We start from the raw sequence: 24,401 nt of genomic DNA, 5'->3' as shown, positions 1-24,401 counted from the left end.
CTCACGCGGTCTGCAGGCGCAGCGGGCTGCGCACGTTGAGCGGCGCGAACAGGGCGCGGTATTCGGCCGGCGTCATGCCCGTGGCCCGCTTGAACAGCCGCCGGAAGAAGGCGACGTCGTCGTAGCCGACCTCGGAGCTGATCGTCTGGACGGCCTTGGAGTCGCGTTCCAGCATCGACTTCGCGGCCTGGATCCGCAGCGCCTGCAGGTAGCTGGCCGGCTGGCGGCCGGTGGCGGCCTTGAAGCGCCGCACGAAGGTGCGCTCGGCGAGGCCGGCCCGCTGCGCGAGCGAGGGGGTCGGCAGGTCGTCGCGGAAGTTGGCCTGCAGATAGCCCTCCACCGCCAGGATGCGCTCGTCGCTGTGCGGCCGCGTCACCGGCAGCATGGCGTAGCCCGACTGGTAGATGCGGGGCATGGGCAGCAGCAGCGCCTTGGCGCACTGCACCGCCACCTCGTGGCCGCAGAGCTTCTCGATGAGATAGAGGCTGAGGTCGACCGCCCCGTTGACCCCGCCGCTGCAGAGCAGGCGCGCGTCCTCGGTCACGAACAGGTCGGGCCGCCAGCAGACCGTGGGATAGCGCTCGACCATCTCCTCGGCCACGGCCCAGTGGGTGGTGGCCACGCGCCCGTCGAGCAGGCCCGCCTCGGCGAGGTAGGCCGATCCCATGCAGACGCCGGCCATGTAGGCGCCCGCGTCGTACTGTCGGCGGAGCCAGGGCAGCAGGGCCGCGTTCTCGACGAACTTCGGATCGAGGATGAGCCCCGAGGTCGGCACGACGACGATGTCGGTGCGCGCGACGTCGGCGATGGCGCCGTCGGGGCTGACGTTAAGGCCGGAGGGGCTGCGGACCGCGGCCCCGGTGACCGACACGGTCCGAACCTTGAAGCGGGGTTCGAGGGGCGAGCCGTTCAGTTCGTTCCAGAGCCGGCCGGCCGAATGAAAGATCTCGACCGGCATGACCGCGGGGGTGGAAAGGCCGTCGTCGAGAAGGACTACTGTCACGTCCAGCATGGACACAACTCCGTTGGCCGGCCGGGCGCGTGGCGCGCCGGTCGGCGAGCCCCGAGACGTGGCCGGCGTGCGGCCGCGCTCGAGGCTTCTGGGTTCAATCGTGATTCAACGGCGCAGCGACCCCGACTCGCCGCGCCGCGCTCGACGCCGTCTCCGCCCGCGCCGATGCGCGCAGATGGGGAGGACGGCGTTTTCCGCCATCACCGAAGCCAGCCGCGTAGCCCTAGTCGGCTGGTTCGAGACCGAAGGGGACGGGCCTAGCCGCCCGTGCTGGGGTCGATGATTCCGGAGACCTCCGTGATCTTGTTGGCGGGGAAGCCGCTGAGCTCCGCGTGCTCGCGCACGGCGGCCTCGCTTTCGGCCAGGTAGATGCAGAACGTCTTGTCCGCCGTGACGAACGACTGCTGCCACTGGACCTTCGGCGACAGTTGCGCAAGGGCCGCATTCGACGTGGCGGCCGCGCCCTTGAGCTCGCCGGGCGACATCGCCCCTACGCCGGGAAGCTCCCGCTCGATGACGTACTTCTTCATGGACTTGCCTCTCTGTTCAGGGAGGCGGGAAATTGACGTCGGTCGACGAACGTCGATAGGGGGCGATCCGGACAACCACGGGGGACGATCCCGTCGGCGGGCGGCCGCGCCCGAAAAGGTGACGCCGTAAAGGAAAAGGGCGGCCCTCGCGGGCCGCCCCTCCGAAAGTCCGGGAACCGCCTGGGCCTATTTGCCGGCGGCGGTCAGCGCGTCCATCAGCTCGGGGACGGCGGCCTTGTAGTCGGCGACCAGGCCGTAGTCGGCGACCTGGAAGATCGGCGCGTCGGGATCCTTGTTGATCGCCACGATCACCTTGGAGTCCTTCATGCCGGCCAGGTGCTGGATGGCGCCCGAGATGCCGATGGCGACGTAGAGCTCGGGGGCGACGACCTTGCCGGTCTGGCCGACCTGGTAGTCGTTCGGCGCGTAGCCGGCGTCCACCGCGGCGCGGCTGGCGCCCACGGCGGCGCCCAGCTTGTCGGCGAGCGGCTCGATGACCTTCTGGAACTCCTCGGCCGAGCCCATGGCGCGACCGCCCGAGACCACGATCTTGGCGGCGCCCAGTTCGGGGCGGGCCGACTTGACGATCTTCTGGTCGACGAAGTGGGTCTTGGCCGGCGCGGCCGGGACCGAGACCGACTCGATCTTCGCCGAACCGCCTTCGCCGGCCGCCTTGAAGGCCGTCGGGCGCACGGTCAGCACCTTCTTGGCGTCGGCCGACTGCACCGTCTCCATCGCGTTGCCGGCGTAGATCGGGTGGGTGAAGGTGTCGCCCGAGACGACCTCGGTGACGTCGGAGATCTGGGCGACGTCCAGCTTGGCGGCGATGCGCGGGCTGAAGTTCTTACCCTGCGAGGTGGCCGGGGTGAGGATGTAGTCGTAGCCCGAGGCCAGGCCCACCACGAGGTCGGCGACCGCCTCGGCCAGGCCCTGGCCCAGCTCGGGGCTCTCGGCCGTCAGCACCTTGCGCACGCCGGCGATCTTGGCCGCCTCGGCGGCCACCGGGCCCACATTGGTCCCGGCCACCAGCACGTCGACGTCGCCGCCGATCGCCTGGGCGGCGGTCACCACCTTGTGGGTGTTGTCCTTGAGGGTCGCGTTGTCGTGGTCCGCGATGACGAGAACGGCCATTTAGAGGACCCCCGCGGTCTTGAGGTTGGAGACGAGGTCGGCGGCCGTTTCGACCTTGATGCCCGCCTGGCGCTTCGCCGGCTCGGTGACCTTGACCACCTTCAGGCGCGGCGCGGTGTCGACGCCGAGCGAGCCCAGCTCCTTCACGTCGAGCGGCTTCTTCTTGGCCTTCATGATGTTGGGCAGCGAGGCGTAGCGCGGCTCGTTGAGGCGCAGGTCGGCGGTCACCACCGCCGGCAGGTCGACCTCGATGGTCTGCAGGCCGCCGTCGACCTCGCGGGTCACCTTGGCCTTGGAGCCGGCGATCTCGACCGCCGAGGCGAAGGTCGCCTGGGGCCAGTCGAGCAGGGCGGCCAGCATCTGGCCGGTGGCGTTGTTGTCGCCGTCGATGGCCTGCTTGCCCATCAGCACCAGCTCGGGGCTCTCCTCGGCGATCACCGCCTTCAGCACCTTGGCCACGGCCAGCGGCTCGAGGTCCTGGTCGGTCTGGACGAGGATCGCGCGGTCGGCGCCCATGGCGAGCGCGGTGCGCAGCGTTTCCTGGGCCTGCGTCGGGCCGATGGAGACGGCGACGACCTCGGTCGCCGCGCCCTTCTCCTTCAGACGGACCGCCTCTTCCACGGCGATCTCGCAGAACGGGTTCATCGACATCTTCACGTTGGCGAGGTCGACACCCGTCTGGTCGGGCTTCACCCGGGCCTTGACGTTATAGTCGATCACCCGCTTCACCGGGACCAACACCTTCATGGGTCGCTAGCGCCTCAAATGTTTGCGGAAATGGAAATGCCGGGTGGCAATAGCGGTTTGGCCGCGCATTGCAAGCGCGCCGGCGCGGATTCCGCCGCAGCGGAGGGCGCTAGCCAGACCCCGGCAGGCCCGGGTAAAATCATCCCATGAACCCGAATATCGAGCGCCTGAAGCTGATCTTCGTCGGCGTTTTCCTCGTCCTGGTCGTGGGCGCGGTCGTCTGGCAGGTCGGCTGGATCATGCCGCAGCGCAAGTGCGAACAGGCCCACAAGTGGTGGGATCCGGATCACCGCGTCTGCGCCCAGCCCGTGCTGGTCTCGGACATCACCGGCCGGGTGATCACCGACGAAAAGGCGCTGGCCGAGGCCAAGGCCGCCATCGGGCGCGGCCCGAAGCCCGAGACGAAATGATCTCCTCTCCCCCCGCGTAGCGGAGAGGGAGAGGGTAGGGAGAGGGACTGGCGCAAACCCGTCCGCGTTGCTCCGAGTTCGGCGGGCATCCTAGCGAGTAGAGTTGCTTTGGGGCGATGGGAGCTCGGAGCCGCCCCTCTCCCTGCCCTCTCCCTCTCCGTTCGCTACGCTCAACGGGGGGAGAGGAATTCACCGGGTCGCCCCGGATTCCCAGAACACCTCCGCCTCGCCGCGGCCGTTGGCCCAGCGGGCGGCGACGAACAGGAAGTCGGACAGCCGGTTGAGGTAGCGCATGGCCGGGCCGCCCACGGCCTCGCCCGCCTCGACCAGGCGCACGGCCTCGCGCTCGGCGCGGCGCGCCACGGTGCGGGCCAGGTGCAAGGCCGCCGCCGCCGGGGTCCCGCCCGGCAGGACGAACGACTTGAGGTCGGGAAGCCGGCCGTTCAGCAGGTCGATCTCGTCCTCCAGCCGCGCCACCTGGCTGTCGAGGATGCGCAGCACGACGCCTTCGGCCTCGTCGGACCTGGCGGGCGTCGCGAGGTCGGCCCCCAGGTCGAACAGCTCGTTCTGGATGCGGGCCAGCATGGGATCGAGTTCCGAATCGCCGACCGTGTGCAGCCGGGCCAGGCCCAGGCAGGCGTTGGCCTCGTCCACGGCGCCGTAGGCCTCGACCCGCAGGTGCGACTTGCTGACGCTGGCGCCGGAGGCCAGACGGGTCGTCCCGGCGTCGCCGGTGCGGGTGTAGATGCGGTTCAGCGTGACCATCCGGACGCCCTCAGTGCGCGTGCCGCCACCAGACGGCGACCACCAGGATCGCGATGGTGACCGCCTGGGTCAGCACCCGCAGGCGCATGAGCTTGTTCGAGTAGGAACGCCCGAAATCCCCGCCGCGGAAGAGGGCGAAGATGCCCAGCGCCAGCACCGAGGTGACGACGGCGAGCGCGCCGATGATCACGTAGTCGAAGATGTCCATGCCGCCGAACTTAGGCCGCACGAGAGGGCTAGGCCATCGCAAACCCGAGGTTCAATTTAAACTTGACTTTTGCCGCCTTGATCATGTTCAACGACCCGTGGTCCGGCAGAACGTCGAGAAAACGGCGTGACGCGGGAGCCCTTGTGGAATAAGCGATTTCGCAGTGCGCCCGAGTGGCCGACAGGTCGCGGAGACGCGCCCGCGAGGACGTTTTACCGTCCAGCAACCCTGAGTCTATTGAACGCGTTCATCGCCGGGGCGACCGCCAGGATCGCACCGGTTCCTCCCCAAGCCAGGACACGCCGGCGTCCCCCCGCCGACGGAAGCCAAGAGAAGAATGAAACACATCTCCCCTATCCAGGTCGCCGCCGAAACCCCCGCGCGTCCGCCCACGCGCCGCGCGCTCGCCAAGCAACAAACCCGTCAGAAGGTGCTGGCCGCCGCTCGCCGCCTGTTCAGCGAACAGGGCTATGAAGGCGCGACCATTCGCGACATCGCCGCCGCGGCGGGCATGTCGACCGGCGCCGTCTTCGCCAACTTCACCGACAAGTCGGACCTGTTCCGCGAGATCATGGTCGACGACATGAAGGCCCTGCACGCCGCGATGTGCGACGCGGCGACCCGCGGCCGCAACATCGAGGAGTCGCTGCTGAAGATCTTCGTGGCCGGCTACACCTTCTACAAGACGCGCCTGCAGCTGGCCCGCGCGGCCTTCAGCGTCTCGTGGGACAAGGACGGTGGCCCGCCGCTGCGCAACCTGTCGGCGGCCACGGCGCTCAACGACCTGTTCGCCGAGCAGCTTTCGGCGGCCGTGGAGCGGGGCGAACTGTCCCAGGAAGCCGACGTCAAGCTCCGCAGCCAGATGCTGTTCGACACCTATCTGTCGAACTTCCCGCAGGCGATCTTCGAGGGCTGGAGCCTGGACGCGCTGCAGACGCGGGCCCGCGACCAGATCCGCATCCTGCTGGCTGGCGCCCGCCGCGGCTGATCCATGGACGTGAATGTCGAACAGCAGGCGGGCGCCCTCCCGCCCCGGCAGTCGCAGAAGGCGGCGACGCGCCAGCGCGTGCTCGACGCCGCACGCGAGCTGTTCGACACCCGCGGCTACCAGGCCGCGACGATCCGCGAGATCGCCCGCCATGCGGGCGTCTCGGTCGGCAGCGTCTTCACGACCTTCGCCTCGAAGGGGGAGATCCTCTCCGAGGTGATGACGGCCCGGCTCGATTCCCTCTACGCGGAGATCGACCGGGTCATGCCGCACGTCCGGGGCTCCACGGCCGACCGGCTGCGGACGCTCTTCGCCATCCACTTCGAGTTCGAGGCCCGGCAGGTGCGGCTGTTCCTGTCGCACATCGCCGCCGCCTATGACTTCACCCTGTCGCCCGACGCCCGGCCCTACGGCCGCACGCCCCGGCTCCAGGCGATCATCCGCGAGGTCGTCGAGCAGGGCGTCGCCGACGGCGAGGTCTGCGCCGACGTCGACCTGCAGGAGGTCATCGACCTGCTGATGGCCGCCTACGCCTGGACCTATCGCCTCGTGGTGACCCGCAACGCCGACGCCAAGACGATGATCGCGGCCATGGACCGCCAGATCGGCCTGATCGCCAAGGGCTTCGCGTCCCGGGCCTAGACGGCGCCGCCGGCGCCCATCCGTGTGATCCGTGCAATCCGTGGTTCGATGGACCGCGGCTTCGCCGCAGGACGCGGCGTCAGTTGGCGCCTTCCAGCAGGCGCCGCGCGATGACCTGGGCCTGGATCTCGCCGGCGCCCTCGAAGATGTTGAGGATGCGCGCGTCGGCCAGCACGCGGCTGACCGGCGTCTCCATCGCAAACCCCGTCCCGCCGTGGATCTGCACGGCGTTGTCGGCCGCCGCCCAGGCGATGCGCGCGGCGGTGAGCTTGGCCATGCCGGCCTCCAGGTCGCAGCGGCGGCCCTCGTCCTTGGCGCGGGCGGCGAACCAGGCGAGGCGGCGGGCGCCCACCAGTTCGGCCGCCATCATCGCCAGCTTGTTGGCCACCCGCGGGAAGCGGGCCAGCGGCTCGCCGAACTGGCGGCGCGCCAGCGCATAGTCCAGCGCCAGGTCGAGCGCGTTCTGGGCCACGCCGATGGCGCGGGCGGCGGTCTGGATGCGGGCGCTCTCGAAGGTGGCCATGAGCTGGACGAAGCCCTGGCCCGGTTGGCCGCCCAGGAGGTTGGCGTGCGGGACCTCGAAACCGTCGAAGGCCAGCTCGTATTCCTTCATGCCGCGATAGCCGATCACCCCGATCTCGCCGCCGCTCATGCCTTCGGCGGGGAAGGGCGCGCCCTCGGTCCCGCGCGGCTTCCGCGCCAGGAACATGGAGAGGCCGCGGTGGTCCTTGGAGTCCGGATCGGTGCGGACCAGCAGGGTCATCAGGTCGGCGCGGGCGGCGTGGGTGATCCAGGTCTTGGCGCCGTAGACGCGCCAGACGTCGCCGTCGCGAACGGCGCGGGTCTTCAGGGAGCCCAGGTCCGAGCCGGCCTCGGGCTCGGTGAACACCGCCGTCGGGATGATGGCGCCCGAGGCGATGCCCGGGAGGAAGCGGGCCTTCTGGTCGTCGGTCCCGTTGGCCAGGATCAGCTCGGCGGCGATCTCGGAGCGGGTGCCCAGCGAGCCGGTCCCGATCCAGCCGCGCGACAGGGCCTCGGAGACCACGCACATGGCCACCTTGCCGAGGCCCGAGCCGCCCCATGCCTCGGGCGCGGTCAGGCCGAAGACGCCGAGCTGGCCCAGCTCCTCCAGCAGCGACAGCGGGATCAGCTCGTCGCGCAGGTGCCAGCCGTGGGCGTGGGGGGCGATCTTCTCGGCGGCGAAGTCGCAGAACTGGTCGCGCACCGCCTCCAGGGTCTCGTCGAGGCCGCCGGCCTCCAGCGAGGGCCGTCCGCGCGAGGCCTCCAGCAGCTCGACGATCCGCGTCTTCACGGCCTGGCTCGCGCCCGGCCGCAGCCGGCCGGTGACGTGGCTCAGCCGTTCGGCGGGGGCGAAGACGTCGGAGGGGCGGAACATCTCGCCCTGGTTCATCGGCAGGCCGCCGGCGAGCTGGCAAAGATATTCGTACGCCAGGAGCTGGGCGGGCAGGGCCTCGGCCTCGGTGAGCCGGCCCTCGGCCTCCAGCGCGCGGGCCCAGGCGGCGGTCTGGCGCAGGGTTTCGGCGTAGGCGGCGGCCCAGGCCAGGCCATGGGCGGCGTGCTGCTCGGCGTCGAGGGCGGCGCGGTCCAGCCGTCCGTCGCGGGCGACCTGGCGGCCGACGGTGCTGGCGATCGACGCGACGAGGGCCGCGGCTTCGTCGGCCGCCGTGTCCAGCAGGTTCGTGAGATCTGGGAGGATCAGGCTCATGCGGCGTCCATGCCAAGCTTGCGTTACGTCAGGCGAGGGGGCTCTGCTGTACCCAATTCTGACCCGGGAAGGCCATCATGCTCGTCGTCCATCACCTCAACGACAGCCGCTCGCAGCGGATCCTCTGGCTGCTGGAGGAGCTGGGCGTACCCTACGAGCTGAAGAAGTACGATCGCGACGCGACCACGCGGCTGGCGCCGCCCGAGCTGACCGCCATCCACCCGCTGGGCAAGAGCCCGGTGATCACCGACGAGGGGCGCACGGTCCACGAGTCGGGCGCGATCATCGACTATGTGATCCGCCGGCACGGCGGCGGTCGGCTGGCGCCGGCGATCGACAGCGACGCCTACGAGACCTACAACCAGTGGCTCCACTACGCCGAGGGCTCGGCGATGCTGCCGCTGATGCTGTTCATGTACGTGGGCCGCCTGGGCGAGGGCGGCGCGCCGCTGCATCCGCGCATCGAGAGCGAGCTGGCCAACCACCTGGGCTATGTGGACCGCGCGCTGACGGGCCGCGACTGGCTGGTGGGCGACGGCCTCACCGGCGCCGACATCAACCTGAGCTTCGTGGGCGAGGTCACCGGCGCTTTCGGCCGGCTCGACCAGTATCCGGGCATGAAGGCCTGGGTGGAACGCTTCCAGGCCCGCCCGGCCTACAAGGCGGCGCTGGAGAAGGGCGGCGCCTACAGCTTCGCGCGGGGGTAGGTTCCCGTTGACGCCTGCCGGACGGCCGAAGGCTGTCCGGGAGGTGACGGTTGATGCCTAGGCTGGTGGCTCGCACTCAACAGCAACGAACGCGAAGGTCCGCAAGGGGTGGGAAGACGACCTCAGGCAGCAAAGGCCCGTCGAAGTTCAGCGAGAGCGGCGTCGTCGAACCACCCCTTCGCCACATATCCAACCTTGGCGCCGTTCAAGCGGACGATGAGCGCCGGGAGAAAGGGCACGTCCCCAGCACGACCTTCTTCGATCCGAGCCCCTTGTCGCGGAGCGCGCCAGACGATCCGACCGTAGCGTCTGAAAGTCACGAGTTCTTCTTCGATGACGAGGCGCGCTGTGAAGTTGTAGCCGACAACGCTCGCCGCTAGCCCGACCAGCGCCAAGCCGTACGGCCAGTCCGCGGGACTTAGGATGACGCCCACGATGCCGATGGCTGCGACGGGCGCGCAGAGAACCACCAAGATTACCCACGCACTGCTTCGCGGTTTGAACGTCTTCATGCACACAGGTTGTGGCACAGCTTCAACGTCCGCAAGGGGTCGGGAGCGGAACCACCCGGCCTCTCCCCCCGAGCACAGCGAGAGAGGGGAGAGGGTAGGGAGAGGGGCGGCGCAGGCAGGTACGCCTCTGCTATGGATTCAGCCCGAACTCACAGACGTCATCCTGGCCGATCTTCCGCGTGAATCCTGGCTGCAACGCCCTGACCACGGCAAGCGGAGCGCCACCCCTCTCCCAAACCTCTCCCCTCTCGCTTCGCGGGGGGAGAGGGGACGGGTCCGCACGAATTCGGGCCTCTCACTCGAAGGGCGGGAAGTCGTCGTCGAGCAGGCCGTCGAGGAAGTCGAAGACGGTGGCCTTCAGCGAGGCGTGCGGGATGGCCGAGAAGTGGTCGCAGCCGGGCAGGCTGACCGCCTTGCCATAGGGGAAGACCTGGGCCAGCGGCTCGGGATCGCCGGCGAGGTCGTCGCGCGCGCCCGCCACGACCAGCACCGGCATCGGCAGGCGGCCCATCGCCGCGCGGTCCAGCGGGGGGCTCTCGGCGGCGGTGAAGGCGGCCAGGGCCTGGCGGTCCTCGCCCTGCTCGTCGGCGAACTGGCGGAAGCTCTTCAGCATCTCGTTGTCGATGGTCGCGGGATCGTCGGCGGCCATCGCCTTGGCCATGGCGTCGGAGGCCCCGGGCCGCGGCGGATCGAACAGCTTGCCGCCGACGCCGCCCAGGATGAGGTGGCCGATCCGGTCCGGCGCGTCGACGGCCATCTGCAGGGCCGTCCGCGTGCCCATGGAATAGCCGAACACCTCGCAGCGGCCGACGCCCAGGTGGTCGAGCAGCGCCAGGGCGTCGGCGGCCAGGGTGGGGCGGCCATAGTCGGCCGGATCGTGCGAGCGCACGCTCTCGCCGTGGCCGCGCTGGTCGAGGGCGATGACGCGGAAGCCCCGCCGCTCGAAGGCGCCGTACCAGCCGGTGCGCCGCCAGCCCTCGTTGCGGTTGGACGCGAAGCCGTGCAGCAGCAGGATCACGCCCTGCGCCGGCCCCGGCGGGGCGATGTCGTCGTAGGCGATGGAGACGCCGTTCAGGGTCGTGGTGGCCATGAGCGCGACCGTAAGATCAGCGCGGCGCGCCCGTCCACTCCCAGTGCCAGGGCTCGAAGGCGTAGTTGACGAATCCGAAGCGGGCGGCGTTGGCCACCAGCCAGCGGTAGGCGGCGGTCCGGCTCAGGAACAGCCGGCTGGGCGCGGCGGTGGAGTCGGCGTCGTAGCCCTCGGCGTGGCCGACGTAGAGGTCGACCGTCAGGCCGGTGCGATGCGACGAGCAGACGGCGCGGGCGACGCCGTCGCAATCGCCCTCGGCCCGGCAGCGGGCCGCGTCCAGCGACGGGCTTCGGTAGCCGGAGAAGATGGTCAGGGCGGCCGGGTCGGCGGCGATCTCGGGGACCTCGGCGCGGGCGGCGGCGACCATGCGGCGGTAGGCGGCCAGCGCCGCCGGCTGCAGCCAGACCGTCTTGCCGTCGAGGCCTTCGCCGGGCCGGGCCTGGGCGATCACGTCGGGCGTCTCCGGGCAGGTCCCGGGCGGGCGGCGGACGAAGGGGCGGCGCGCCTGCAGCTCGCCCTTCATCACCAGGAAGGCGGCCTCGCCCCCCACGCCGTCGGCCGCCAGGCCGTGGGCCGACTGCCAGGCGGCGAAGGCGGCGGCGAAGCCTTCGCTGCCGGGCGGGCACGTCGTGGAGGCCTCGCGGGAGATCAGCGGGACATAGGCCGCCCAGCCCTTCTCCGGCCGTCCGAAAGGCGCCCAGGCGAGCGCGCCGAGGCTCGCGGCGTTGGCCGCCGCCGCCGACGACCACGCCGCCGCGGGGCAGGCCGGCGGGGCGGCGGATTCGGCCGCGCGCGACGGTGGCGGTGTCGGAATCTCGTGTGGCGCGGGCGCAACACAGGCCGCCAAAACACCGGCCGACGCGAGCGCGCATCCCCGGCGGGCATGCCGGCCGAAAGCGTGCGCCCAAGGGGCCTTGTCCCACCAATTCCCAAATTGTGAGAACGTGTTAGGCGAAATCAGCGGGATTCTCCCTCGGAAAATCGAACGGCGTTCCCACTGTAAAGGTTTCAGTTACCTGTGGCGCATTACCCATTTTGGGGCGCCGCGAGAGGCCGCGCATCCAGGAAGGAAAGGACCCGTGACCGGCGCCGCGCCCGCCCTGATCATCGCGCCCAAGAGCCGTGTCGACCGTATCACCGACCGGTCGGTCCGCGAGGATGATCGCAAGGATCGCCAGGGCCGCCGCCGCCGGCCCACGAAGGCTGATGTCGACAAGTACGACGCCCTGATCGCAAGCCTCACCAAGGTCCACCAAGTGGCCTTCGAGCCCATCGACTGGGACGAGATCGTCGAGACCGGCCCGGTCGCGCCGAGCGTGGCCCGCGACGCGGTCTCGCAGGCCGCCCGCAGAAAACTCACCCAATACCGCCCGTCGCTGATGGACAGCCTTCTCGGCCGCGAGCAGGAGGTTCGACGGGCGCTGACGGCCAAGGTGCTGGCGGCCGGCAAGGCCGACGCGGCGCTCTACGCCGAGGCGAAGGCCTATGCGGAGGAGCACAACCGGCTCCTGAGGCTGGCGCCCGACGTGCGCGCCATGAAGCCCGGGGCGATCGCCGCCGCCGTCAAGGGCCGAGACGGCTCGTCCGAGCTGAGGGACGTGCTGGAGGGCATGGCGCTGGACGTGGTGGGCGCGCGGCTGGTGGTGCGGATCGACCTGATGGAGTTCGACGCCCTGCCGGACGAGGCCGTCGTGACCAGCGCGGTCGGGCCGTCGTTCGCGAAGCTCTCGCCCGTCGAACGGAGCGAACTGCAGCTCGCCAACGCCTGCTCGGCGGCGCTGCGGGCGGCGGTGGAGGTTCTGGAGGTCGCGCCGGCCGACACGGTCGAGCTGCTCGCGCGGGGGCTCCGTCCCAGCGGGCTCTCCGAAGCCGACATGGACCCGGTGCTCTACCTCAAGATCCCACGCGCGGCGCTGAAGAAGCTCGACCTGCGCAAGCTCGACGCGGCGCCCATCGCCACGGCCTTCGCGGCCCGGATCGACTGGGCCGCGCAGCGGGGCCTGGCGCCCATCCGGGTCGACGACCTGGGCCTCGGCGTCGTCGGCCAGCGCGCGGCGGCGGCGTGAACGTCCGCCGCTAGCTCCGCCAGCGCAGCGTCGCGGGCTCCACCGGATTGACGAAGGGCCGGCCCTCGCGCCGGCTGGCGGCCCATTCCCGCTTCAGCGCCTGGTACCACTTGGCCTGGCGGTCGGCGTCGTCGATCCACATCAGCGCGGGGTCGTGCCTGAGGCCCTGGTTCTGCAGCTCGACCATCCGCGCGTCCTGGCGCAGGAACGTCCGCGCCCAGGCGGCGACCAGGGGCCCGAGCAGGGCGAACACCGGATGGTCGGACCAGACGATCTGGGTGACCTGGGTGCGGCCCTCGTCGATGGGGGTCAGGCAGGTGAGCGACAGGAGCTGGCGCGCGCCGACGGTGACGTGCTCCCAGCGGAGCCCGGGGAGGCGGAAGGTGATCTCGGTCTGCGGCCGTCCGCCGAGCAGCGCGTAGGCGCGGCTGTTCCTCGACGGCGTGTGGCGCACCATGGCGAAGCCGGCCTCGGCCGGTTCGAAGCGCTTCTGCTTGTCGTGCTCGCTGCCCGCCGTGCGCCACCACCATTGGCGATGCACATAGGGCCCGTGGGCCGGATCCATCAGCCCGACCACGGCCTGGTCGATGTGGGCGTCGAAGACCATGCGGTCGACCAGCTTGGGCCGTCCGCCCACCACGCCGGGGAAGACGGGCGGCGGATGGTCGGGCGCGCTGGCCGGTGTCGCGCCCATCCAGACGAACACCAGCCCCTGGCTCTCGGCGGCCGGATAGCGGCGCACCTGGATCCGGCCGACGTCCATGGCCTGGTCCGCGGTCAGCGAGGGGATCGCCGCGCAGGCGCCGTCCGCGCCGAACCGCCAGCCGTGATAGGGGCACTCGATCGTGGCCACGCCCGAGGCGTCGGTCCGGAAGCGCCCGGCCGAGAGCGGCGCGGCGCGATGCGGGCAGACGTCGCGCAGGGCGAACAGGCTCCCGTCGGGCGCGCGCCCCAGCATGATGGGCTCGCCCAGCACGTCCACGCGCCGCGGCCGGCCGGGCCGGAGATCGGCGGACAGGCCCGCCAGGTACCAGATGTCGGTCAGGAATCCGTGGCCGAAGCGGGCCTCGGCGCGGGCGCCGCCCTCAGCCATGGCGGACATCGATGGCGTCGAAGTCTGTCATTCGGCGAATTCAATGCCCCTGAATTCCGGGGCGCGGTACGCCCGCCCCATGACACCTGCAACGCTCGCGGCCGCCCTCGCGCTCCTCGCGCCGGCGGCCACACCCGACGATCCCATGGCCGCCTTCTACGGCAACACGGTGACGATCTGGGTCCCCGACGCATACTACTTCGCCCGGCGCTACGTCGACGCCGACGGGACCTGGCGCGAGCCGCACGGCTCGGACTGGACCCGCGGGGTCTGGCGGTACGACGGCGGCCAGATCTGCAGCTGGCAGACCGAGCCCGTCCTCCGCAATCCGCGCCACTACTGCTATCCGCCGGAAGCCCGCGCGGTCGGCGAGACCTGGGTGACCAAGGATCCGGACACCGGCAACGAGGTGGTGCAGACGCTGGAAGCCGGCCGGAACTAGCCGAGGCGCAGGAAGGCCGCGGCGTGGGGCGACAGCCCGAGCGAGCCGCCGCGCAGGTCGGCCTCGCCTGTCCGCAAGGGCAGGAGTTCGGCCGTCGCCAGCGCCGGATCGGCGAAGACCTGCGGCTCGGTCCCGAAGTTGAAGACGCACAGGATCGTCTCGCCGCCGTGGCGGCGGGTGAAGGCGACCACCGGCTCCCGCGCCTCGAGGAAACCGATGTCGCCCAGCCGGAGCGCGGGCGTCGCCTGGCGCAGCGCGATCATCGCCCGGGAGAACGCCAGGGCGGAGTCCGGGTCGGCGTCCTGGGCGGCGACCGACAGGCCAGCGTGCTCGGCGGCCAGCGGCAGCCAGGGATCGCCCGTGGTGAAGCCCATCTGCGGCCCCTCGGTCCAGGGCATCGGCGTGCGGCAGCCGTCGCGGCCGCCATCGTAGGGCCAGTAGAGGTCGCCCACCGGATCGCGCAGCTGGTCGCGGGTCAGGCTGGCCTGCGGCAGGCCCAGCTCCTCGCCCTGGTAGATCAGGGTCGTGCCCTTCAGCGACACGAGCAGGGCGAACAGCATCCTGGCCAGTTCGGGCGAGGCGTCCTTGCCGCCGAAGCGGCTGACCGTGCGCGGCACGTCGTGGTTGGAGAAGCTGATGGTCGGCCAGTGGTCGGGGAACCGCGCCAGGGTCTCGTAGTGGCCGGTCACGAAGCCCGCCTGGAGCTTGCGCGCCAGCAGCATGACGAAGGTGTAGCCCGAATGCAGGCCTTCGGCGGGGGAGAGGTAGGCGCCGCAGCGCTCCTCCTCCTCGGAGAATTCGCCGAAGACGAAGCGGCCGGGGAAGGCGTCGACCCGCCGGCGGATGACGCCGAGCACCTCGACGTTCTCGGGCAGGTTGGAATCGTGGAGGTGCCGTTGCAGGTTGCCGGCGTGGCTCCAGTGCAGGCCGCGCCGCTCGTCCATCGGCACCGGCGGATTGGGCGTGAGGCCGGCGTCGTGCAGATAGGTGCCGGCCACGTCGAGGCGGAAGCCGTCGACCCCCTTCGCCAGCCAGAAATCCAACACCGACAGCGCCGCCTCGCGCGCGGCGTCGCTGCGCCAGTTCAGCTTGGGCTGCTGCCTGAGGAACTTGTGGTGGTAGTGCTGCCGCCGCGCCGGCTGGTAGGCCCAGGCGGGCCCGCCGAACACCGACAGCCAGTTGTTGGGCGCGGTCCCGTCGGGCTGCGGGTCGGCCCAGACGTACCAGTCGGCCTTGGGGCCGTCCTTGCCGCCGGTGAGGCTTTCCACGAACCAGGCGTGTTCGTCGGAGGTGTGGCTCAGCACCTCGTCCAGCACCACCTTCAGCCCGCGGGCGTGGGCGGCCTCGAGCAGGGCCTGGAAGTCCTCGGGCGTCCCGTAGTCGGCCTGGACGCCCTCGAAGTCGGCGATGTCGTAGCCCCAGTCGCGATTGGGCGAGGGGTGGATCGGCGACAGCCAGACGCCGTCGACGCCGAGGCTCCTGATGTAGTCCAGCTTGGCGGCGACCCCCGGGAGGTCGCCATGGCCGTCGCCGTCGCTATCGAAGAAGGAGCGGACGTAGACGTGGTAGAGGAGCGCGCCCTTCCACCAGGGTTCGGCCGTTTCGGACATTCAGATGCTCCCCCTCTGGGGGAGCTCCCGCGAAGCGGGTGAGGGGGCTGGACTGCTCCGGTCCCTCCGCCTCGGCTGGAACCCCCTCCGGCCCTCCGGGCCACCTCCCCCGAAGGGGAGGATCCTTGCCCTCAGACCTCGGACGCGTCGGTGATGATCTTGCCCACCAGGCCGTACTCGACCGCCTGCTCGGCGCTCATCCAGAAGTTCCGCTGGGTGTCCTTGACGACCTTCTCGTAGGTCTGGCCGGTTTCCTTGGCGATCAGCCGATTGACGCGTTCCTGCATCTTGATGATCTCCTCGGCCTCGATCTCGATGTCCGAGGCCTGGCCGCGCACGCCGCCGGCCGGCTGGTGCAGCAGGAAGCGGGTGTTCGGCAGGCAGAGCCGGTTTTCCTTCTTGGCGCCCAGGAAGATGTGCGCGCCCGAGCTGGCCACCCAGCCGGTGCCGATCACCTTCACGGTCGCGCCGCAGAAGCGGATCATGTCGTGGATGGTGTCGCCGCTCTCCACGTGGCCGCCGGGCGAGTTGATGATCACGCGGATCGGCTCGCTGCTCTCGGAGGCCAAGGCGGTGATCTGGGCGGTGACCCGCTCGGCCAGGCGCATGTCGATCTCGCCGAAGATCAGCACGGTGCGTGACTTGAAGAGCGCGTTCTGCACCGGCCCGGAGGTCAGCGGCATGTCGGGCTGGCGGCCCTTGTCGTCCTCGTCTTCGTCGTCGAGGTAGGAAGTCCACTTCAGCATGTTGGGCGCCTTCAAAGTCAGTCTGCTCCTTCAGGAGTTATTGGTCCGGGAGCGTTCCGGCAAGTGACGATCACCGAGGGGACCGGGCGTTCGCAGTGTCACAGGGACGCGCCCTCGGGGGGTCACCGTCATCCCAGGCCTTGTGCCTGGGATCCCTCCATCGGCCGCACGCGGGCCGCCGAAAGCCCCCGGGCCAGCGCGGAGTCGACGCCGGCCGATAGAGGGATCCTCGCCACAGGGGCGAGGATGACGGGGCCTATTGCGTCGCGGTTTCGATCAGCCGGGCGTAGAACTGCACCATGTTCTCGAGGTTTTTCAGCGTCATGTGCTCGTTGGTCCCGTGGACCATCTCGATGTCCTTCATCGCGAATTCCACGGGCTGGAAGCGGTAGACGTCCTTGGCCACAGGGGCGAGGAAGCGGCTGTCGGTGCCGGCGGTGACCAGGCTCGGCGCCACCGGGGCGTCGGCGACCGCGCCGGCGGTGGCGGCCAGGACCTTCCAGCCCCAGGACGAGGTGGAGGAGACCGGCGACGGCTCGTTGGGCGGCCGGTCCCAGGCCAGTTCGACCGGCAGGTCGCCGACCGCGGCCTTGGCGCGGGCCATCACCGTCTCGGAGGTGTCGCCGGGGGCGATGCGGTAGTTGATCCAGGCCGTGGCGTCCTGCGGCAGGACGTTCTCCTTCGGGCTGCCCTGCAGCATGGTGGGCGCGATGGTGGTGTGCAGCAGGGCCGCGCCGGCCGGCGACTTGGCGGCCTGGCCCACCAGCACCCCGCCCATCAGCCACTTGTTGGCCACCGCCATGCGCACGGGGAGGGGGGCCTGGGGCGCCACCGTCTCGATCATCGCCGCGCCGGGGCCGCGGAACGCCATGGGGAACGGCTTTTCGGCGATCGCCTGAATCGCCTTGGCGAGCGTCACCACCCCGCCCCCGTCGGCCGGCGGGGCCGAGGAGTGGCCGCCGGCGGCCTTGGCCACCACCTTCAGCGTCCCATAGCCCTTCTCGGCCGTGCCGATGACCGCGAGGCGCCCGCCCGTGACGGGATTGTCCGCCAGCACCGCCAGCCCCTCGTCGACCACGAACTCGGCCTTCACGCCCTTGGCCTTGAGGTGGTCGGCCGCCGCGCGGGCGCCCTGGCCGATCACCTCCTCGTCGCCGCCCGACACCACGATCACGGTGCGCTTCGGCTTGAAGCCGGCGTCGGCGAGCGTCTCGATGGCCTCGAAGATGCCGATGAGCGATCCCTTGTCGTCGATGGAGCCGCGGCCCCAGACCGCGTCCTCGGCGATCGCGCCGGAGAAGGGCGGGTGCTTCCAGTCGCCCTCGGTGCCGGGCGTCACCGGCACCACGTCCTGGTGCGCCATCAGGACGATCGGGGCGAGGGAGGGATCGGAGCCGGGCCAGGTGTAGACCAGGCTGCGGCTGGTCAGTTCGTCGTAGGTCATGGCCGCGTGGGCGGCGGGATAGGTCGCCTGGAGGAACTCGTGCAGCCGCGTCCACTGGGCGTCGTCGTCGTCCGCGCGGTTCTGGTGGCGCACGGTGGGGATCTGGACCGCCTGGCTCAGGTGCTGGGCGGCGCGGGCGACGTCCACCGTCACCGGCGCGGCGACCTTGATCCCGCTGAGGTCGGCCGCCGCGGGGGCCTTGAAGGTCAGGGTCCGCACGATGACCACCGCCGCCAGCACGGCGACGACCGCGACCAGGGCCAGCACGACCCGCCCGACACCACGCATGGCGCTCACCCCCAAACCCGAAGGCGGCGAGACTGTCAGGGCTTGGGCCGGAAGGCCAGCAGCACATTGCCCGGCGCCTGGCCGAACATGCCATAGCCCGACCCGGCCAGGACGAGGCCGTTGACGCCGACGATCGAGGCCGCGTCGATCGAGCCGCCGTGGCCGGGCGCGCCGTTCAGGGCGTCGAAGTCGCGCAGGGTGTCGTAGCGCCAGAGCTGCGCGCCGGTCCTGGCGTCGATCACCCGCAGGATCCCGTCCAGGCTGCCCTGCACGACGGCGCCGTCGATCACGGTGGGGGCGCCGGAGAAGCCGAACATCCGGGTGCAGCGCGGGGCCTTCTTGTCGCGTCCGTTGGCGCAGTCCGGGGTCGCGGAATAATGCCAGCGGATCTCGCCGGTGGCGGCGTCGACGCCGTAGAGGCCGGGCTGGAGCTTCGGGTCGATGGGCTCGCCGCCGGGGAGCTGCCGGCCGATCTGGGCCACCGGCACGATCACCGTGTCGTCCGTGAAGGCGATGCCCCAGTGGATGCCGCCGTTGGGCTCGCCCGTGCCGATGTCGCGCCGCCAGAGCACCTTGCCGGTATCCGGATCGAGCGCCCAGACCGAACCCGACTTCTGGCCGGCGAACAGCACGTCCCTGCCGCTCTTGAGGCGGCCCAGGATCAGCGAGGCGCCGAAGTCGACGTCGCGGTAGACGGTCTCGGACCGCTTCACGCAGTTGAGCTTGCCGGGGCCGGGATCGGGGCCGCAGCCGACGTTGAAGATGTCGTCCGGCGTCGCCTGGTGGCTCCACACCTGCTTGCCGTCGGAAAGCCGGATGGCGATCAGGGCGTCGGTGTTGGGGTGCGCGGGCGGCGAATTGCTCTCGCCGGTGCCGAAGAAGATCAGGCCGCGCGTCTCGTCCACCACCGGCGAATTCCAGATCGGCGCGCCGGACGGCCCCCACAGCATCTTGCCGTCGCCGCGATCGCGCACCGGCTGGGCCTCGGGCATGGTGTCGTAGCGCCATTGCTGGGCGCCGGTCGCCGGGTCGAGCGACAGGACGAAGCCATGGTTGGTGCAGCAGGTCAGCTTGTTGTCGGCCGCCACCATGATCTCGAACTGGCTGACCGGCACGATGATCCGGTCCTTCAGCACCCGCGGCGTGCCGGTGGTGAGCGAATAGGAGTAGCCCGCGACGTTCTTGGTCCACAGCGCCTTGCCCGTCCGCGCGTCGACCACATGGAGCGTGGAATCCTGGCCCGAGAACGCGAGCACGGGGCGGCCGTCGGCGATGACGCCGTAGGCGGCGCTGGTCCGGAGCGGCTCGGCCGCCCGGTAGACCCAGTCGATGCAGGGATGGGCCGGGTCCTTCAGGTTGAAGGCATAGAGGGCCGAGGCCTCGGCCACCGGCAGGAAGAGGTGGTCGCCCACCACCGCGCCCTGGGCGCGGATCATGGTCACGTCCGGAAAGGCGATGGCCCAGGCCAGCTCCAGCTTGGCGAGCTTCGCCCGCGTCAGGCCGGCCTGCTTCGCGGTGAGCGTGCGGGTGTTGCGCGCATCGAAGCCGAAGGTGGCGATGGTCGGCGCGCCCTTGAGGTCGAGCGGCCGGCTGGCGGCCTTGCACATCATCGCCGCGCTCCAGGCGTCGGTCGTCTCGGACGTCTTGCCTGTGAGGTAGGTGATCAGCTGTTCGCGCGTCTCGTCGGTCAGCGCGGCGGCCTGGGCCTGCATCTTGCCCCTGGTGAGCGCGAACGAGAGCACCTGGTAGCTCATCGCCGACAGCGTCGCCTTGGTCGGCGCCCGCGTCTCCTCCGGATGGTCGTGGCAGGCCGCGCAGTAGGTGCGGTAGACCGCCTGACCGGGCGGCGGCAGCAGTTCGCGCGTGCGGTCGGCCTGCGCCCAGGCCGTCAGACCCAGGCCGAGCGCGAGCGCCAGCCCCCCGAACGCCGCCAACACCTTCATGCGTCTCTTCCCCGACTCCTCGGCGGCTCGTTCGCCGGCCGCCTGAGCATTCGAAGATACGGCATCCTCCGAGGCCGTCCACCGTCGCCGCTTGACCTCGCGGCGCCCCGCGTCGCAAATGGCGCCAACTTCAAACAAATGTTCGGGAGACGCCGCAGATGGCCGTTCTGGAAGCCCCCAAGGTCAGCGCCAAGGGCCTGTTCGACTTGACCGGCAAGGTGGCCGTCATCACCGGCAGCTCGCGCGGGATCGGCCGCGCCATCGCCGAGCGCATGGCCCAGCAGGGCGCCAAGGTGGTGATCAGCTCGCGCAAGGCCGGCCCCTGCGAGGAGGTCGCCGCGGCGATCAACGAACAGAACCCGGGCCACGCCATCGCGATCCCGGCCAACATCTCCAGCCAGGAAGACCTGCAGCGCCTGGTGGACGAGACCCGCAAGACCTGGGGCCAGATCGACATCCTGGTCTGCAACGCCGCCTCGAACCCGTTCTACGGCAGCCAGCTCGACATCCCGGACGACGCCTTCCGCAAGATCCTCGACAACAACATCGTCGCCAACAACTGGCTGGTGAAGATGGTCGCGCCCGAGATGAAGGAACGGATGGACGGGGCGATCATCGTCGTGTCCTCCATCGGCGGCCTGCGCGGCTCGGAGGTGATCGGCGCCTACTGCATCTCCAAGGCGGCCGACATGCAGCTCGCCCGCAACCTCGCCAAGGAGCTGGGCCCCTTCAACATCCGGGTGAACTGCATCGCGCCGGGCCTGGTGAAGACCGACTTCGCCAAGGCGCTGTGGGACAATCCCGCGGGCGAGGAGCGCGCCAGCTCGGGCACGCCGCTGCGCCGCCTGGGCGAGCCGGACGACCTGGCCGGGGCGGCGGTCTACCTCGCCTCGCGCGCCGGCGCCTGGACCACGGGCCAGACGATCGTCGTGGATGGCGGTTCGACCTGCTGATCCGACCGTAGATGCTCCCCCTCCGGGGGGAGCTGTCCCGGAGGGACTGAGGGGGCTTCCGCTCAGACGCCCGCCGCTGGGCGCGCCCGAAGCTGCGCCTCCTGAGCGGACCCCCTCCGGCGCTTCGCGCCACCTCCCCCGAGGGGGGAGGATCGGGGCCGCCTAGCCCTTCACCACCATCTCCAGTCCGCCGTCGAAGGGCAGGGTCATGGTCGTGAGGCCGTTCTTCGGCTCCGCGACGAATTCGAAGAAATGGCGGTAGGCGTGGCGGAAGCCGGTGGTGTTGTCGGCGACGATCACAGCGCCGGGGCGCAGGTGGGGATGGACCAGCTCCAGGGCCGGTCGCGCCATCTCGGTCCAGATGTCCATCAGCACGAAGTCGATGGGGCCTTCGAGGTCCTTCAGCGTCTCGCGCAGGTCGCCTTCGCGCAGGTCGATCAGGTGGGCGACGCCGGCGGCCTCGAAGCTGGCCCGCGCGGCGGCCGCCTTGGCCGGCTCGTACTCCGTGCCGATCACCACGCCGCCGCCATTCGCCCGCACGGCGTCGGCCAGATAGAGCGTCGAGACGCCGTACGAGGTGCCGATCTCGACGACGCGGGTCGCGCGCAGCGCCCGGCAGAGCATGTGGCAGAACTCGGCCTTGATCGGCTCCAGCGCCACCAGCTTGTCGGCCATGAAGCGGTTGGCGGCCGCGTCCAGGCCGTCCCAGCTGAGGTCGCCCTTCTTCGCACGCTCGGAGAAGTAGCGGTTGGTCTCGGCTTCCTGGGCGATGCTGGCGGCCTGCAGGCCGTCGATGCGCGCTTGCAGGGCGGTGTCGGTCAGGACGCTCATTCCCAGGTCCCTTCGTCGTACTGCATGGCGCCGGCGACGTTGCCTTCGCTGTCCTGGAAGAAGATCAGGCGGCCGACGCCCTCGATGTGGAAGGGCTGCATCAGCACCTTGCCGCCGTGGGCCTCGATGGCGGCGACGGCGCTGTCGAGGTCGTCGACGCCGAAGGTCAGTTCGACGCCCGGCATGGCCCGTCCGCCGACGCTGCGGCGGTCCTGAAGGGCGCCCAGATGTCCCGCTCCGCTGGATCGCGTCTGGTAGAAGCCCGGCGGGCCCCAGGGCGTGAAGGTCCAGCCGAACACCTGCTCGTAGAAGGCGCGGGCGCGGGGGACGTCGTCGGCGTTGATGGCGAAATGGCGCAGGGTCGCGGGCATGCGGCGGGCCTCCTCGACACCGAGCTTCGCGCTTCGCCGGACGTCGTGCTTGCGCTAGTCTGACGAATTATGTCGCTTACGCGCCAGAATGCCCGCGATCCGGATGGTTTCCCCGTCCGCGGCCTGGCGGTGACCTATCCCGACGGCCACGTGCTGGACCGCCACACGCACCCCTGGGCGCAGCTCGTCTACGCCTCGTCCGGCGCCATGCGGGTCGCCACGCCCGCCGCGGCCTGGCTGGTGCCGCCGACCCGGGCGATCTGGGCGCCGGGCGGCACGCCGCACGAGATCCAGATGCGCGGCCGGGTGGCGATGCGCACGCTCTATCTCGCGCCGGTCGGCGACGACCCGCGGCTGGACGCATGCCGCGCCATCGAAGTGACGCCGCTGCTGCGCGAGCTGATCCTCCACATCGTCAGGATCGGCATGCTGGACATCGAAAATCCCGCTCACGCCCGCCTGGAAGGCTTGCTCCTCGATCTGCTGGCCGCGGCGGAGACCGCGCCGCTGGAGCTGCCGTTGCCGGTCGATCCGCGGGCGCGGGCCCTGGCCGACCGGCTGCTGGCCGAGCCGGGATCCGAGGCGGCGTTTTCCGATCTGGCGCGCGGCGCGGGGGCCAGCCTGCGCACGCTCCAGCGGCTGTTCCTGGCCCAAACCGGCCTGTCGCTCGACGCGTGGCGCGGCCGGGCGCGGATGCAGCAGGCGGTGGTGTCGTTGTCGGCCGGCGCGTCGGTGACGACGGCCGCCCTCGAGGCGGGCTATTCCAGCCCCTCGGCCTTCATCGCGGCGTTCAAGCGCGCCTTCGGCGTCACGCCGGCGAGGTGGCGGGCCGGCTAGCCCCTTCCCTCCCCTTCATGGGGAGGGTGGCCGGCGCGAAGCGGCGGACGGGTGGGGCCTGTGGCCTCCCCACCCCGCTCGCCGGTGGCGAGTCGCCCTCCCCATCAAGGGGAGGGAAAGTCAGGTCTTGCGAGCGACAGCTCCCGCGCCCTGGCCAGGCGCCGGACGCCCTCGTCCAGGGTGGCGTCGGCCTTGGAGAAGCACAGCCGCGCGATGGTGGTGACCGGCGCCGCCTCGTAGAAGGCCGAGACGGGGATGGCGGCGACGCCCGCCGCCTTCACCGCGCGCAGGCAGAAGTCGCGGTCGCCCTCGGCGATCCCTGAGCCCGGCAGGTCCACGCAGAGGAAATAGGTGCCCTGGCTGGGCAGGACGGCGAAGCCTTCGCGTCGCAGGCCCTCGGTCAGGCGGTCGCGCGAGGCCGCCAGCGCGCGCGGCATGTCGGCGAACCAGTCGCCGGCGTTCTCCAGGCCCCAGGCGACGGCGGCCTGGAGGTTGGGCGGGGTGGTGAAGGTGAGGAACTGGTGCGTGCGGGCCAGCGCATGGGTCAGCGCCGGGGCGGCGCAGAGGTAGCCCACCTTCCAGCCGGTGAGCCCGAACATCTTGCCCGCCGAGCCGATCTTCACCGTGCGCTCGCGCATGCCCGGAAATGCGATCAGCGGGCGGTGGCGGGCGTTTCCGAACACCACCTGCTCCCAGACCTCGTCGCAGACGGCGACGGCGTCGTGGGCCACGCAGAACTCGGCCAGCAGGGCGAGGTCTTCGTCGGGCAGGACCACGCCGGTGGGGTTCATGGGATCGTTCAGCACCACCAGGCGCGTGCGTTCGGTGAAGGCGGCCTCCAGCATGGCGCGGTCGAAGCGCCAGTGCGGCGGCTTGAGGTTGACCAGCTTGGGGATCCCGCCCGCCCGGCGAATGAGCGGCAGGTAGGCGTCGTAGAACGGCTGGAAGACGACGACCTCGTCGCCCTCCTCGATGAGGCCGAGGAAGCTGGCGGCCAGGGCCTCGGTGGCGCCGGAGGTGATGGTGACCTCGGTCTGCCAGTCGAGGTCGAGGCCCTGGGCGCGAGCGTAGTGGGCGGCGACGGCCTGGCGCAGCTCGGGCAAGCCCGCCATCGGCGGATACTGGTTGTAGCCGTTGAGCACGGCGTCGGCGGCCTTGGCGCGGATCGCCTCGGGCCCCGGATCGTCCGGGAATCCTTGGCCGAGATTGATGGCGCCCGTGGCGCGCGCCAGGCCCGACATCTCCTCGAAGATCGTCGTGGCCAGTCCGGAGAAAATGGCATTGGTCATCGGGGCGACTTTGGCGTCAG

Annotated in this window: 26 protein-coding genes; 8 read left to right on the top strand and 18 right to left on the bottom strand. The window is 70.8% G+C overall.

Features of this window, described 5'->3' with window-relative positions:
- Window position 1 precedes the first annotated feature (1 nt).
- The 4 genes from GC203_RS17535 to GC203_RS17520 form a co-directional block, all read right to left on the bottom strand.
- Window positions 2-1,012 carry a helix-turn-helix domain-containing protein gene (locus GC203_RS17535; protein WP_293457307.1) on the bottom strand — a complete coding sequence of 337 codons (1,011 nt, stop codon included), beginning with the start codon at window positions 1,010-1,012 and terminating at the stop codon, window positions 2-4.
- A 257-nt stretch (window positions 1,013-1,269) separates the two neighbouring features.
- Complete coding sequence (locus tag GC203_RS17530; protein ID WP_293457304.1) at window positions 1,270-1,542, bottom strand: DUF4242 domain-containing protein; 273 nt, start codon at window positions 1,540-1,542, stop codon at window positions 1,270-1,272.
- A 186-nt stretch (window positions 1,543-1,728) separates the two neighbouring features.
- Window positions 1,729-2,673, bottom strand: coding sequence for an electron transfer flavoprotein subunit alpha/FixB family protein (locus GC203_RS17525; protein ID WP_293457301.1), 945 nt, complete (start codon window positions 2,671-2,673; stop codon window positions 1,729-1,731).
- Window positions 2,674-3,420: an electron transfer flavoprotein subunit beta/FixA family protein gene (locus tag GC203_RS17520; RefSeq protein WP_293457298.1), complete on the bottom strand. Its 747-nt coding sequence runs from the start codon at window positions 3,418-3,420 to the stop codon at window positions 2,674-2,676. It lies immediately after the preceding gene.
- A 146-nt stretch (window positions 3,421-3,566) separates the two neighbouring features.
- Here GC203_RS17520 and GC203_RS17515 point away from each other — a divergent pair, with 146 nt between their 5' ends.
- Window positions 3,567-3,830, top strand: coding sequence for a hypothetical protein (locus GC203_RS17515; RefSeq protein ID WP_293457296.1), 264 nt, complete (start codon window positions 3,567-3,569; stop codon window positions 3,828-3,830).
- 189 nt (window positions 3,831-4,019) lie between these two features.
- Here the strand turns inward: GC203_RS17515 and GC203_RS17510 are convergent, their stop codons facing one another.
- On the bottom strand, window positions 4,020-4,595 hold the full coding sequence (locus tag GC203_RS17510) for a cob(I)yrinic acid a,c-diamide adenosyltransferase (protein ID WP_293457293.1): 576 nt from the start codon (window positions 4,593-4,595) through the stop codon (window positions 4,020-4,022).
- A gap of 10 nt (window positions 4,596-4,605) precedes the next feature.
- Window positions 4,606-4,803, bottom strand: coding sequence for a twin transmembrane helix small protein (locus GC203_RS17505; protein WP_293457477.1), 198 nt, complete (start codon window positions 4,801-4,803; stop codon window positions 4,606-4,608).
- A gap of 337 nt (window positions 4,804-5,140) precedes the next feature.
- Between GC203_RS17505 and GC203_RS17500 the strand changes: the two genes are divergently transcribed.
- Both GC203_RS17500 and GC203_RS17495 read left to right on the top strand, forming a co-directional pair.
- A complete protein-coding gene (locus tag GC203_RS17500) occupies window positions 5,141-5,791 on the top strand; it encodes a TetR/AcrR family transcriptional regulator (protein ID WP_293457290.1) in 651 nt (216 codons plus the stop codon).
- A gap of 3 nt (window positions 5,792-5,794) precedes the next feature.
- Window positions 5,795-6,433: a TetR/AcrR family transcriptional regulator gene (locus tag GC203_RS17495; protein WP_293457287.1), complete on the top strand. Its 639-nt coding sequence runs from the start codon at window positions 5,795-5,797 to the stop codon at window positions 6,431-6,433.
- A gap of 79 nt (window positions 6,434-6,512) precedes the next feature.
- On the opposite strand, the gene GC203_RS17490 is transcribed toward GC203_RS17495, so the two are convergent.
- Window positions 6,513-8,159: an acyl-CoA dehydrogenase family protein gene (locus tag GC203_RS17490; RefSeq protein ID WP_293457284.1), complete on the bottom strand. Its 1,647-nt coding sequence runs from the start codon at window positions 8,157-8,159 to the stop codon at window positions 6,513-6,515.
- Window positions 8,160-8,236: 77 nt separating this feature from the next.
- Here GC203_RS17490 and GC203_RS17485 point away from each other — a divergent pair, with 77 nt between their 5' ends.
- A complete protein-coding gene (locus GC203_RS17485) occupies window positions 8,237-8,866 on the top strand; it encodes a glutathione S-transferase family protein (RefSeq protein ID WP_293457281.1) in 630 nt (209 codons plus the stop codon).
- A gap of 122 nt (window positions 8,867-8,988) precedes the next feature.
- Here GC203_RS17485 and GC203_RS17480 read toward each other — a convergent pair whose 3' ends face one another.
- From GC203_RS17480 to GC203_RS17470, 3 genes are all read right to left on the bottom strand, one after another.
- Complete coding sequence (locus GC203_RS17480; protein ID WP_293457278.1) at window positions 8,989-9,378, bottom strand: hypothetical protein; 390 nt, start codon at window positions 9,376-9,378, stop codon at window positions 8,989-8,991.
- Between the two features lie 295 nt (window positions 9,379-9,673).
- Entirely contained in the window at window positions 9,674-10,468 is a 795-nt protein-coding gene (locus tag GC203_RS17475) for an alpha/beta hydrolase (RefSeq protein WP_293457275.1), read from the bottom strand.
- A 16-nt stretch (window positions 10,469-10,484) separates the two neighbouring features.
- Window positions 10,485-11,315 carry a D-alanyl-D-alanine carboxypeptidase family protein gene (locus tag GC203_RS17470; RefSeq protein ID WP_293457272.1) on the bottom strand — a complete coding sequence of 277 codons (831 nt, stop codon included), beginning with the start codon at window positions 11,313-11,315 and terminating at the stop codon, window positions 10,485-10,487.
- Between the two features lie 232 nt (window positions 11,316-11,547).
- Here GC203_RS17470 and GC203_RS17465 point away from each other — a divergent pair, with 232 nt between their 5' ends.
- Window positions 11,548-12,534 carry a hypothetical protein gene (locus GC203_RS17465; protein WP_293457269.1) on the top strand — a complete coding sequence of 329 codons (987 nt, stop codon included), beginning with the start codon at window positions 11,548-11,550 and terminating at the stop codon, window positions 12,532-12,534.
- A gap of 10 nt (window positions 12,535-12,544) precedes the next feature.
- On the opposite strand, the gene GC203_RS17460 is transcribed toward GC203_RS17465, so the two are convergent.
- Window positions 12,545-13,636, bottom strand: a complete 1,092-nt coding sequence (locus GC203_RS17460) for an aromatic ring-hydroxylating dioxygenase subunit alpha (protein ID WP_293457266.1) — start codon at window positions 13,634-13,636, stop codon at window positions 12,545-12,547.
- 70 nt (window positions 13,637-13,706) lie between these two features.
- Here GC203_RS17460 and GC203_RS17455 point away from each other — a divergent pair, with 70 nt between their 5' ends.
- Window positions 13,707-14,069, top strand: coding sequence for a hypothetical protein (locus GC203_RS17455; RefSeq protein WP_293457262.1), 363 nt, complete (start codon window positions 13,707-13,709; stop codon window positions 14,067-14,069).
- Here GC203_RS17455 and GC203_RS17450 read toward each other — a convergent pair.
- The 4 genes from GC203_RS17450 to GC203_RS17435 all read right to left on the bottom strand — a co-directional run bounded on the left by GC203_RS17450 (window position 14,066) and on the right by GC203_RS17435 (window position 20,100).
- Window positions 14,066-15,679, bottom strand: a complete 1,614-nt coding sequence (locus GC203_RS17450) for an alpha-glucosidase family protein (protein ID WP_293457259.1) — start codon at window positions 15,677-15,679, stop codon at window positions 14,066-14,068. The genes GC203_RS17455 and GC203_RS17450 overlap by 4 nt on opposite strands.
- Before the next feature lie 131 nt (window positions 15,680-15,810).
- A complete protein-coding gene (locus GC203_RS17445; RefSeq protein ID WP_293457256.1) occupies window positions 15,811-16,425 on the bottom strand; it encodes an ATP-dependent Clp protease proteolytic subunit in 615 nt (204 codons plus the stop codon).
- A gap of 256 nt (window positions 16,426-16,681) precedes the next feature.
- Window positions 16,682-18,157 carry a M20 family peptidase gene (locus tag GC203_RS17440; protein ID WP_293457253.1) on the bottom strand — a complete coding sequence of 492 codons (1,476 nt, stop codon included), beginning with the start codon at window positions 18,155-18,157 and terminating at the stop codon, window positions 16,682-16,684.
- A 35-nt stretch (window positions 18,158-18,192) separates the two neighbouring features.
- Complete coding sequence (locus tag GC203_RS17435; protein WP_293457250.1) at window positions 18,193-20,100, bottom strand: PQQ-binding-like beta-propeller repeat protein; 1,908 nt, start codon at window positions 20,098-20,100, stop codon at window positions 18,193-18,195.
- Window positions 20,101-20,258: 158 nt separating this feature from the next.
- Here GC203_RS17435 and GC203_RS17430 point away from each other — a divergent pair, with 158 nt between their 5' ends.
- Window positions 20,259-21,053 (top strand): SDR family oxidoreductase, encoded by a 795-nt coding sequence (locus GC203_RS17430; protein WP_293457247.1) that lies wholly within the window; start codon window positions 20,259-20,261, stop codon window positions 21,051-21,053.
- Between the two features lie 162 nt (window positions 21,054-21,215).
- Here the strand turns inward: GC203_RS17430 and GC203_RS17425 are convergent, their stop codons facing one another.
- Window positions 21,216-21,884 carry a class I SAM-dependent methyltransferase gene (locus tag GC203_RS17425; RefSeq protein ID WP_293457244.1) on the bottom strand — a complete coding sequence of 223 codons (669 nt, stop codon included), beginning with the start codon at window positions 21,882-21,884 and terminating at the stop codon, window positions 21,216-21,218.
- Window positions 21,881-22,255 carry a VOC family protein gene (locus tag GC203_RS17420; protein WP_293457241.1) on the bottom strand — a complete coding sequence of 125 codons (375 nt, stop codon included), beginning with the start codon at window positions 22,253-22,255 and terminating at the stop codon, window positions 21,881-21,883. Before GC203_RS17420 ends, GC203_RS17425 begins: the two co-directional genes overlap by 4 nt.
- Window positions 22,256-22,324: 69 nt before the next feature.
- Here GC203_RS17420 and GC203_RS17415 point away from each other — a divergent pair, with 69 nt between their 5' ends.
- Window positions 22,325-23,092 carry a helix-turn-helix transcriptional regulator gene (locus tag GC203_RS17415; protein ID WP_293457238.1) on the top strand — a complete coding sequence of 256 codons (768 nt, stop codon included), beginning with the start codon at window positions 22,325-22,327 and terminating at the stop codon, window positions 23,090-23,092.
- Window positions 23,093-23,196: 104 nt separating this feature from the next.
- Here the strand turns inward: GC203_RS17415 and GC203_RS17410 are convergent, their stop codons facing one another.
- Window positions 23,197-24,381 carry an aminotransferase gene (locus tag GC203_RS17410; protein ID WP_293457235.1) on the bottom strand — a complete coding sequence of 395 codons (1,185 nt, stop codon included), beginning with the start codon at window positions 24,379-24,381 and terminating at the stop codon, window positions 23,197-23,199.
- Window positions 24,382-24,401 lie beyond the last annotated feature (20 nt).

It is taken from the genome of Phenylobacterium sp., assembly GCF_016124325.1.
Lineage (GTDB): Bacteria > Pseudomonadota > Alphaproteobacteria > Caulobacterales > Caulobacteraceae > Phenylobacterium.
Note: the sequence above shows the minus strand (reverse complement) of the source record. Positions and strands in the feature narration are given on the sequence as shown.